9 protein-coding genes are annotated in these 9,801 nt (G+C 71.7%); 4 read left to right on the top strand and 5 right to left on the bottom strand.

What is annotated here, in order from left to right:
- Positions 1 to 181: 181 nt before the first annotated feature.
- Entirely contained in the window at positions 182 to 655 is a 474-nt protein-coding gene (locus tag ACWIE7_RS15430) for a DUF4262 domain-containing protein (RefSeq protein ID WP_454069853.1), read from the bottom strand.
- Positions 656 to 840: 185 nt separating this feature from the next.
- Here ACWIE7_RS15430 and ACWIE7_RS15425 point away from each other — a divergent pair, with 185 nt between their 5' ends.
- Positions 841 to 2,001: a patatin-like phospholipase family protein gene (locus tag ACWIE7_RS15425; RefSeq protein WP_454069852.1), complete on the top strand. Its 1,161-nt coding sequence runs from the start codon at positions 841 to 843 to the stop codon at positions 1,999 to 2,001.
- Here ACWIE7_RS15425 and ACWIE7_RS15420 read toward each other — a convergent pair.
- Entirely contained in the window at positions 1,998 to 2,513 is a 516-nt protein-coding gene (locus tag ACWIE7_RS15420; protein WP_454069851.1) for a DUF732 domain-containing protein, read from the bottom strand. The genes ACWIE7_RS15425 and ACWIE7_RS15420 overlap by 4 nt on opposite strands.
- Before the next feature lie 257 nt (positions 2,514 to 2,770).
- Here ACWIE7_RS15420 and ACWIE7_RS15415 point away from each other — a divergent pair, with 257 nt between their 5' ends.
- Together ACWIE7_RS15415 and ACWIE7_RS15410 are read left to right on the top strand one after the other, a co-directional pair.
- A complete protein-coding gene (locus ACWIE7_RS15415) occupies positions 2,771 to 4,288 on the top strand; it encodes an FAD-binding oxidoreductase (protein ID WP_454069850.1) in 1,518 nt (505 codons plus the stop codon).
- Positions 4,285 to 5,595, top strand: a complete 1,311-nt coding sequence (locus tag ACWIE7_RS15410) for a class I SAM-dependent methyltransferase (protein WP_454069849.1) — start codon at positions 4,285 to 4,287, stop codon at positions 5,593 to 5,595. Before ACWIE7_RS15415 ends, ACWIE7_RS15410 begins: the two co-directional genes overlap by 4 nt.
- 172 nt (positions 5,596 to 5,767) lie before the next feature.
- Here ACWIE7_RS15410 and ACWIE7_RS15405 read toward each other — a convergent pair whose 3' ends face one another.
- The 3 genes from ACWIE7_RS15405 to ACWIE7_RS15395 form a co-directional block, all read right to left on the bottom strand.
- Positions 5,768 to 6,649, bottom strand: coding sequence for an anti-sigma factor (locus ACWIE7_RS15405; protein ID WP_454057819.1), 882 nt, complete (start codon positions 6,647 to 6,649; stop codon positions 5,768 to 5,770).
- A complete protein-coding gene (gene sigK, locus ACWIE7_RS15400) occupies positions 6,646 to 7,239 on the bottom strand; it encodes an ECF RNA polymerase sigma factor SigK (protein WP_452100783.1) in 594 nt (197 codons plus the stop codon). The genes ACWIE7_RS15405 and sigK overlap by 4 nt, the downstream gene beginning before the upstream one ends.
- Before the next feature lie 68 nt (positions 7,240 to 7,307).
- On the bottom strand, positions 7,308 to 8,927 hold the full coding sequence (locus ACWIE7_RS15395) for a molybdopterin-dependent oxidoreductase (protein ID WP_454069848.1): 1,620 nt from the start codon (positions 8,925 to 8,927) through the stop codon (positions 7,308 to 7,310).
- A gap of 163 nt (positions 8,928 to 9,090) precedes the next feature.
- On the opposite strand from ACWIE7_RS15395, the gene ACWIE7_RS15390 reads away from it, so the two are divergent.
- Positions 9,091 to 9,765 carry a fasciclin domain-containing protein gene (locus ACWIE7_RS15390; protein WP_452100785.1) on the top strand — a complete coding sequence of 225 codons (675 nt, stop codon included), beginning with the start codon at positions 9,091 to 9,093 and terminating at the stop codon, positions 9,763 to 9,765.
- Positions 9,766 to 9,801 lie beyond the last annotated feature (36 nt).

Below are 9,801 nucleotides of genomic sequence, written 5' to 3'. Positions count from 1 at the left end.
CCGCCACTCGGCGGCTGCGCCGGCCGGCGCAGCCGCCGAGGCCGCCGCGCTCTGATCGAGTTCGGTGAGGTCCCGTGCGGTGATCGGCACGATGATCGTCGGTGAACTCGCGTCCAGGCGCAGCTGAGGGCGGGGCATGGCTCAACCCTACGACGGGGTCGGCGGCCGGCCGGCCCGGGCGTCAGCTGCAGGCCCCGCAGGGGCAGGGCCGGCGGGCCGGGATCAGCTCCAGTGCGGTCACCTCGCCGGGCAGTGGGGGCGGGCCGGAGCCGGCGGCTCCGTAGTAGAGGCCCGCCCAGCGCAGCGTGCGTTCGGGCCGGTGGACCGGCACGAGCTCCCAGGTGTGTCCGGCAGGTCCCTCGCACAGCAGGTGCCCGGCATCGAGTGCCTCGCCGCCCAGGATCACGTCCCCCCACCTGTTCAGTAGCGCAGCCGACTCCCGGCCGCCGAGGCCGCGCACCAGCAGTTCCGGATGGCCCAGCTCGGTGAGGCCGATCGTGTATCCGAACTGCTGCTCCGGCGGGATGGGGGCCGCGTGGCAGTCCCGGCAGTCACAGCCCTCGCCGACGTGGATGATGTTGATTCCGCAGCGCTCGATCGTGGCCGCGATCTTCAGCATCGCGGGATCGACCGGCGCGAACAGGGTGTGGGACATGGGTGCTCCTCGATGTGGTGATCTGTCAATCGTGCGGACCGTGGGGCCCGGTATCGAACTGATGGTCGATACAGTGCGGACGATAGGTGTCGGGTACGACACGGACGCCCGGTCGGCACGCCCGACCAGGGATTTCACGGTGCACACTGGAAGACGTTCGGCGAACGCGGAAGGGGTGGCGCGGAATGAGGATCGCGTTGGCACTGGGGTCCGGCGGGGCACGCGGCTATGCGCACATCGGGGTGATCCGGGAGCTCGAGGCCCGTGGCCACGAGGTGGTGGGCGTGTCGGGCGCATCGATGGGCGCCGTGGTGGGTTCGTTGTACGCGGCCGGCAAGCTGGACGACTTCGAGGAGTGGGTGCGCGGGTTGTCCCAGCGTGACGTCCTACGACTGCTGGACCCGTCCTTCGCCGGCGGCGGCGCGATCCGCGCCAACAAGATCATGGCGGTGATCGGGTCGATGCTCGACGGCATCCGCATCGAGGGCATGCGTCTGCCGTTCACGGCGGTGGCCACGGACCTCAAGGCGCGCCGCGAGATCTGGTTCACGCAAGGTCCGGCGGACGTCGCGGTGCGGGCCTCGTTCGCGATCCCCAGCGTCATCACCCCGGCGCTGGTCGGTGGACGGCTTGTCATCGACGGAGGCGTGACCAACCCGGTACCGCTCGAGCCACTCGCCCCGGTAGAGAGCGACATGCTGCTGGCGGTGTCCCTGACCGGCCGGCGCACAGGCATGCGCGTGACATCGGTCTTCAAGAACCCGGGTCCCGACGACGGCGCCGACGCCGAGACCGGCCACACCCGCAAGGGCCCGGGGGCGGCCCGGTCCGCCGGCACGCTGACCGGCCGGATCCGGACCGCGGCCGCCGACGTCCGCGACGCCGAGCTGGTGCGCTCGATCGCCGCCCGCTGGGGCCAGGGCGCCGCCGAGGGCGGAGATCTCCGCGACGACACCACCGCGGGCCCGGACGGCCGGGATGAAACGGGCACGCTGACCGACGCGGCGGCGTCCGCCTCGGATGCGGTCACGGCCAGCGCCACTACGGATGCAGAGCCCTCGCACGAGGTCGAGGAGTCGGTGGCCCGCGGCGAGGCCGAGGTCGAGTCAGAGGACCCCGGCGACGCCTCCCTGCCCGGTACGCTGCGGATCTTCGACGTGGTGATCCACTCGATCGAGGTGATGGAGAGCATCATCACCGCCTACCGGATGGCGGCGAACCGGCCGGACGTGTTGGTCGAGGTGCCGTCCGACTCGTGCACGGCGTTCGACTTCCACCGGGCCGACGAGATGATCGCCCTCGGCCGGCGCCTCACCGCGGAGGCGCTCGACCGGGCCGGGTTCTAGTTGTTCAGCGCCGGCGCGTAGTCCGGGCAGAAGGCGTTCACCGCCGCCTCGAGGACGGTCGCGCCCTCGTTCTCCGGCGCCTCGGGGTGCGCCTCGTAGTAGCTCGCGATCACCACGTCCGCGCTCTCGCCGTCCTCGAGGTCGCGGCACGCGTCGTGGCCGCGGATGAGGAAGTCGACGTCGTCGTGGACGGTGACCCCGTTGTCGCGGAGCGCGTCGAGGTACTCGCGGTCCTTATCGGGATGGTCGTCGCCGTCGTGATCGCCGTGGTCGTGGCCCTCGTGATCGTCGCCGTCCCCGGCTTCACCCACGGCGCTCGTGGCCTCGGCGGCGGCGGAGCCGACGGCACTGGTGGCCTCGGTGGCGGCGGACGCGACCGCGCTCGTGGCGTCGGCGACCGTGTCGTCGGCGGTGTCGTCGCCGCTGCAGGCGCTCAGGGTCAGCGCCAGGGCGGCCAGCCCGGAGGCCGCCACCATCGCGCGGCGTCGGGTGCGGTGTGCGTGGGGTGACATAGGAACTCCTTGACCTCGTCGTGCTGCAGAGACGGCCCTGCCGGGGCCTGTGTTGCCGCAGACGGTACGGGACCTTCCCGCCCGGCCTGACCGGAACGAGGGAGGAAGATGAGGTCGGTGCCACAATCGTGATGCGCGTGAGATCAGCCGGGGGCGGTGTATCACGCGGGCGTCCGGGAGCGTTCCGGGGGCGGGCCAGGGGACGCGGCCGCGCGGATCGATCACGACCGTCGCCGGGCCACACTAAGGTGGATCTCATGGGATCTGCCGTGACTGTCGTTGACCCTCTCGAGGTGGGTGCCGCCCGCCACGCGGAAGGTGTGCAGCGACTCGTCGACAGCTTCCGGGCGGTGCCCGAGGGGTCCCCGGTGCGACTGGCAAAGAAGACGTCCAACCTCTTCCGGCCGCGGGCCTCGTCGTCGTCGCCCGGTCTCGATACGACCGGTCTCACGCGCGTCATCTCGGTCGATCCGGACGCCCGCACGGCCGACGTCCAGGGCATGTGCACCTACGAGGACCTGGTCGACGCCACGCTCGCGCACGGCCTCATGCCGTACGTGGTGCCGCAGCTCAAGACCATCACGCTCGGCGGCGCGGTGACGGGTCTGGGCATCGAGTCCTCCTCTTTCCGCCTGGGGCTGCCTCACGAGTCGGTGCTGGAGATGGACGTGCTGACCGGCACCGGCGAGATCGTCACCGCGCGCCCCGACGGCACCGAGCGCGAACGCACCCTCTTCCGCGGCTTCCCCAACTCGTACGGCTCGCTGGGCTACGCGGTGCGACTGCGCATCGCCCTGGAGCCGGTCAGGCGCTATGTCGAGCTGCGCCACGTGCGGTTCAACTCGATCGCCGCGCTCACCGCGGCGCTGGAGCGGATCAGCGTGGAGGGAAGGTACGACGACGACAACGCCGCCGCCGGCTCGGCCGACACCGGTGGCGCAGGCTCCGGCCCGGAGCCCGATTCCGCCCGCGTCGACTTCCTCGACGGCATCGTCTTCTCCGCCGACGAGGCCTACCTCTGCCTCGGGCGGCACACCGACGAGCCCGGCCCGACGTCCGACTACTCCGGCGCGACCGACAAGCAGGCGATCTTCTACCGATCGGTCCAGCACGACTGTCCCGAGGGGGCGATCAAGCGCGACCGGCTGACCATTCGTGACTACCTGTGGCGCTGGGACACCGACTGGTTCTGGTGCTCGCGGGCGTTCGGCGTGCAGAACCCGCGGATCCGGAAGTTCTGGCCGCAGCAGCTGCTGCGCTCGTCCGCGTACTGGAAGATCATCGGCCTCGATCACCGCTACGACCTGGGCAACAAGATCGGCGCGCTCAAGGGCGAGGGGCCGCGCGAGCGGGTCGTGCAGGACGTCGAGGTGACCATCGATCACGCCACCGAGTTCCTCGAGTGGTTCCTGCGCGAGGTGCCCATCGAGCCGCTGTGGATCTGCCCGCTGCGGCTGCGCGAGTCCTCCCCGGCGCCGGGTTCGGACCGGCCGTGGCCGCTGTACCCGCTCGACCCGGGCACCACCTACGTCAACATCGGCTTCTGGTCCTCTGCACCTATAGAGCCGGGGATGGCCGAGGGTGCGTGGAACCGGCGGATCGAGGAGGAGGTCTCCCGGCTCGGCGGCCACAAGTCGCTGTACTCGGAGGTCTTCTATTCGCGCGAGGAGTTCGCCGAGCTGTACGGCGGCGAGCAGGCGACGCGCCTCAAGGCTGAGTTCGACCCGAACGGTCGGTTCGCGACCCTCTACGACAAGGCGGTAGGAGCACGATGACCACGACCCGCAGCAGCACGCCCTCGGGCACAATGACGATCGGCGAGATCATCGGCGCCTTCGCGACCGGTGAGCCGCCGCTGCGGATCGAGGCCTACGACGGCTCGGCCATCGGGCCGGCAGACAGCGACCTGGTGCTCCGCCTGAAGAGCGAGAAGGCGCTGCAGTACTTCGTCACCGCCCCGGGCGATCTCGGGCTGGCCCGCGCCTACCTGATGGGCGAGCTCGAGGTGGAGGGCGTGCACCCCGGTGCCCCGCGCGACGTCTTCGGCTCGCTCGAGGTGTTCCGCAAGACCATGACCCGCACGCCCGACGCGCGGACGCTGCTGCGGATCGCCCGCTCGATCGGCCGCGAGAACCTCACCGTGCCGCCGATCCCGGCGCAGGAGGTGCCGCCGGCGTGGAAGCGCGTGGTCAGCGGGCTGCGGCGGCACTCCAAGGAGCGCGACTCGGAGGTGGTGAGCTACCACTACGACGTGTCGAACCGCTTCTACGAGTGGATCCTCGGGCCGTCCATGACGTACACGTGCGCCTGCTATCCCGAGGTCAACGCGTCACTGGAGACGGCGCAGGAGAACAAGTACCGCCTGGTGTTCGACAAGCTGGGGCTCTCCGCCGGCGACCGGCTCCTCGACGTGGGCTGCGGCTGGGGCGGCATGGTCCGCTACGCCGCGCGCCGGGGCGTCCGCGTGATCGGCGTGACCCTGTCCAAGGAGCAGGTCGAGTGGGGCCGGGCCGCGATCGAGGCCGAGGGGCTCGGCGATCTGGCCGAGGTCCGGCTGCAGGACTACCGCGACGTGCCCGAGCGGGACTTCGACGCGGTGAGCTCGATCGGCATCACCGAGCACATCGGACGCAAGAACTACCGCGACTACTTCAGCAAGCTCCACGGCTACCTCAAGCCGGGCGGGATCCTGCTCAACCACTGCATCACCCGGCCCGACAACGCGGGCAAGGTCAAGGCCGGGCAGTTCATCGACCGCTACATCTTCCCGGACGGTGAGCTCGCCGGCGCCGGCACCGTGCACATGGAGGCCGAGAACGCCGGCTTCGAGGTGCTCCACGAGGAGAACCTGCGCCCGCACTACGCCATGACCCTGCGCGACTGGTGCGCCAACCTCGTCGAGCACTGGGACTCCGCGGTCGAGGAGGTCGGCGAGCCCATGGCCAAGCTGTGGGGCCTGTACATGGGCGCCTGCCAGTACGGCTTCGAGCACAACAAGATCCAGCTCCACCAGATCCTCGCCGTGCGTCTGACCGACGAGCAGACCTGGGATCGCCCCCTCCGCCCGTGGTGGCAGCCCTGAGCCGACGCGTCCCGCGCACACCGCCGACCCCGGCCCGGAGTTTCGGCCAGCCCTCCGGCCCATGACCTGGGGTGCCCTGAACGCACCGAGCAGGGCACCGCAGGTCAGCGCGCAGGGCGCCCCGGGTCCGCGTGCGACCGAGTAGCCGAAGCGGAGCGGGCCCAGCCCACACTCAGTCGAGATTGAGCGCGAGCAGGACCTCGCCTGTTGGGGCCGGTGAGCCGCCGGCGGGCTCCTCGGTGAGACCGATCTGCTCGGAGCCGCGGATGCCCTCGATCTGCGCGGCGGGCGACGGGCCCACCTCGCCCGACTCCATGGTCCCGGCGGGGATCGGAGCGTGGTCGCCCATGAGCCACAGCTGATAGGCGCGCCCCTCGGCGGGATCGGGCAGACCGGTCATCGAGATGACCGCCATGTCCGCCGACCGCGACGCCAACACGGTGGCCAGCCCGTCGCCGGCCACCTGGCCGCGGGTGATCTCCAGGTCGTCGGAGGCCAGCAGCATCGTCACGTCGCCCGGCATGGCCCCGGACGGCGGGGCCGCCACGGGCAGGTTGTCCTCGGGGGACGAGCCATCGGTGATGCGTCCGATGCCCACACCGGCCGCGACCAGCAGGATCGCGGCCGCAGCGGCGCCGATGACGGTCCACATCCGGGGACGGCGACGCGCCCGCATCGCGTCAAGACTGGTCACCGAGCCGCCGCCACCCGGCCGGTCGCCGGAAACGGGGTCGCCGGTGGTGTCGTCGTCATCGTCTCGGGGTCCACCAACGCGGTCCCGCCGCGCCCGGGCGGCCACCTCGTCGAGGACGCGGGCCCGCAGTGCGGGAGGGGGAGCGGTGTCGAGGCCGGCGACGGCGACCATGTCCGCGGCGACCTCCTGCGTGGATGCGATGTGCGCGAACATCGACGCGCGCTGCTCCTCCGGCGCGTTGACCAGCGCCTCCTCGAGGGCCTCGGCCTCGCGCGGGGGCAGGGCGTCCAGGGCGTACAGGTCGAGATCGGCGGGGTCGATGCCGCCCGCGGTCTCAGGATGATCGTGATGGCTTCTCACGCCAACGCACCTCCCAGGCAGCCCTTCAGCCGCCGCAGCCCGTCGCGGATGCGGGACTTGACCGTGGGCAGGGCGGCGCCGAGCCGGTCGGCGACCTCGCGGTAGGTCAAGCCGGTGAAGTAGGCCATCTCAATGGACTCGCGCTGGGTGTCGGTGAGGGTCTCCAGGCATCCGCGCACGCGCGCGGCGTCCTCGTCGCGGCCGATCCGCTCGGTGACCTGCTCGGCGACGTCATCAGACGCGGCGGACCCGGACGCGGCCATGGCGGCGGCGTCGACCTCGTCGCGGCGCGTCGCGGAACTCTCCGCCCGCACGCGATCCACCGCGCGGCGATGGGTGATGGTCAACACCCACGACTGCACCGATCCGAGCGACGGCCGGTAGTCGACGGCCTGCTTCCACACCTGGAGAAACACTTCCTGCACGGTCTCCTCGGCGTATCCCGGATCGCGCAGGACGCGCAGCGCGAGGCCGTACGCGCGGGGCGCGAGGAGGTCGTAGAAGCGGGCGAACGCGTCGAGATCGCCGCCGGCGGCGAGCTCCAGCAGGCGCCCCGGGTCGGCCATCGACGGGGCGGTGGGCTCGGGCACGAGCGTCAGTCTAGTGCGGGGGGCGGCGCGCTGTACCGGCGCGGGCCGCGGCGTGTCGAGGACGGCCATCACGCCGTCACCCGGAAGGTGCGGTTGTGCCAGCCGGTGGCGCCGTCGGGGACGGTGGGGCGGCGCTGCTCGGTCTGGACCTCGCCGCGGCCGTCGGTGGCCCGGACGTGCAGCGTGTGCAGGCCGGGTTCGGCGTCCCAGTCGAACGACCACATGCGCCAGGTGTCGAGAGAGTAGGCCGGCGACAGGCGGGCGTCGGTCCAGGGTCCGTCGTCGACCTGCACCTCGACCCGGTCGATACCGCGGCGCTGCGCCCAGGCCGTTCCGGCGACGACGACGAGGCCGGCCTCGAGCTCCGCCAGCGGGGCCGGTCGGTCGATCCGGCTGGCGGTCCGTATCGGGCCGCGCTCGCCCCAGCCGCGGTCGGTCCAGTAGGCACTCGCCTGGTCGAACCGCGTGACCTCCCAGTCGATCACCCACTTGGTGGCGGAGACGTAGCCGTACAGGCCCGGGACGACCTGGCGGACGGGGTAACCGTGTTCCAGCGGCAGGGGCTGGCCGTTCATACCGACAGCCAGTAGGGCGTCGCGGCCGTCGGTGAGCGCCTCGAGCGGGGTACCGGCGGTCCAGCCGTCGACGGAGGTGGAGAGCAGCATGTCCGCGCCGGGCAGGGGGCCCGCCTCGGCGAGCAGGTCGGCGATCGGGAAGCCGGTCCAGGCCGCGGTGCCCACCAGGCCGCCGCCGACCTCGTTCGACACGCAGGTCAGCGTGACGATCCGCTCCTGCGCCTCGCGGGCGGTCAGGCCGTCCCAGTCGAGTTCGATCTCGCGCTCGACCATCCCGTGGATCCGCAGCCGCCAGTCGCGGGCGGTGATCGCAGGGACGCGCAGCGCGGTGTCGATGCGGTAGAACTCGTCGTTTCCGGTGAGGAACGGGGTCACGCCGGGGGCGTCGGGCACGATGCCGTCCGGGACGGCGGGGGCCGCCTGGCGCGGTAGGACGCGGGGCAGGCGCAAGCCGGTGCGTTCGGCCACGACGTCGGCGGCCCGCCGCCCCAGCGCGACACCGGTGGCGCCGGCCGCGGCGATGACGGCGACGGCGGAACCGGCCAGGATGAGGAAGCGGCGGCGGTCGGGGCCGGCCGTGGCTGATGGCGCGGTCTCGGCCGGCGACGCTGCTCCAGCTGTTTCGCGGCCCCGGTACAGCGCCCCCACCAACAGGCGCAGGGTCACCACACCGACGGCCGCGCCGAGCAGGGTCGGCAGGGCCCAGAGCGGACTGCCGTTGGGGCGCAGGGCCGCTGCGAGCGCCCCGACCACGCCGAGGACGGCGATCACGGCCGACCCGATCGGTCGCCGGGGCCGCTCGAGCAGACCCGCCCCGATGCCGATGAGCAGGAGGATGACGGACAGCCCGATCAGGAGTGCGGGTTTGTCGGCGGTGCCGAGTGTGTCGATGGTCATCTCGCGTACCGCGGCGGGCGCGCGGTCCACCACGGAGTCGGCCACCGCGAGGAAGGGTGAGGCCGCAGTGTCGAAGGCCGCGGCGATCGCGTGTCCGAGCGACAGCGCGACCCCCACCGCGAGGACGCCCGACAGGGCGCGCGCCGCTGCTACGGGCCGGCGACCCCGGCGGGGGCCCTGCCCGGACCCCGTTGTGTGAGCCTCTGCTGTGTTCATGTGAGGAGTTCGGAGCGGAGCCGCCGACGGACCGGTTCGGAAAAAAGATTCGCGCCGCACCCATCCGCTACGTCTGCAGTGCCGAACCACCGGTGACCCAGCACACGGAGCCCACCACAGATCACCTACTGGCGATCAGGGCTCGACCGAAAGGATCATCACCATGGGCACCACGATCTCCCGGCGCATCGCCTCCGTCGCCGCCGCCGCTGCTGTGGGCGGGCTCGTCCTGGCCGGCTGCTCCACCGACGACGGCTCGAGCGACGCCGAGGGCACCACCTCGGCCATGACCACCTCGTCCGCGATGGCCTCTTCCTCCGAGACCTCCGCCATGGAGGCCGAGCCCGCCTCGCTCGTGGGTCCCGGCTGCGCTGATTACGCCGAGGCCAACCCGGACGGGCCCGGCTCGGTCGAGGGCATGGCCATGGAGCCGGTCGCCACCGCGGCCTCCAACAACCCGATGCTCACCATGCTGACGCAGGCCGTCTCGGGCGGTGTGAACCCGGAGGTCGACCTGGTCGACACCCTCAACAGCGGCGAGTACACGGTCTTCGCGCCGGTCGATGACGCGTTCGCGCAGATCGACGAGGCGACCATGGAGCAGCTGAAGACCAACCCGGAGATGCTCACCGACATCCTCACCTACCACGTGGTCGAGGGCGAGATGACCCCCGATGAGGTCGTCGGCATGCAGACCACCCTCAACGGCGCCGACGTGGACGTCACGGGCTCGGGCGACGAGCTCATGGTCAACGGCGCGAACGTCATCTGTGGCGGCGTCGAGACCGCCAACGCGACCGTCTACCTCATCGACGAGGTGATGGTCCCCGAGATGTGACCTGACCCGTTGCGGGGACCCTGAATCCCCGTCGTC

Source organism: Dietzia sp. NPDC055343 (assembly GCF_053645265.1).
The sequence above is the reverse complement of the archived record's forward strand: the minus strand, read 5'-3'. Positions and strand labels throughout refer to the sequence as shown.

Excerpts from the sequence above, each read along its gene's own strand:
- ACWIE7_RS15420 (WP_454069851.1), bottom strand. The coding sequence starts at position 2,513 with ATGTCACCCCACGCACACCGCACCCGACGCCGCGCGATGGTGGCGGCC.
- ACWIE7_RS15410 (WP_454069849.1), top strand. The coding sequence starts at position 4,285 with ATGACCACGACCCGCAGCAGCACGCCCTCGGGCACAATGACGATCGGC.
- ACWIE7_RS15430 (WP_454069853.1), bottom strand. The coding sequence starts at position 655 with ATGTCCCACACCCTGTTCGCGCCGGTCGATCCCGCGATGCTGAAGATC.
- ACWIE7_RS15395 (WP_454069848.1), bottom strand. The coding sequence starts at position 8,927 with ATGAACACAGCAGAGGCTCACACAACGGGGTCCGGGCAGGGCCCCCGC.
- ACWIE7_RS15425 (WP_454069852.1), top strand. The coding sequence starts at position 841 with ATGAGGATCGCGTTGGCACTGGGGTCCGGCGGGGCACGCGGCTATGCG.
- ACWIE7_RS15415 (WP_454069850.1), top strand. The coding sequence starts at position 2,771 with ATGGGATCTGCCGTGACTGTCGTTGACCCTCTCGAGGTGGGTGCCGCC.
- ACWIE7_RS15390 (WP_452100785.1), top strand. The coding sequence starts at position 9,091 with ATGGGCACCACGATCTCCCGGCGCATCGCCTCCGTCGCCGCCGCCGCT.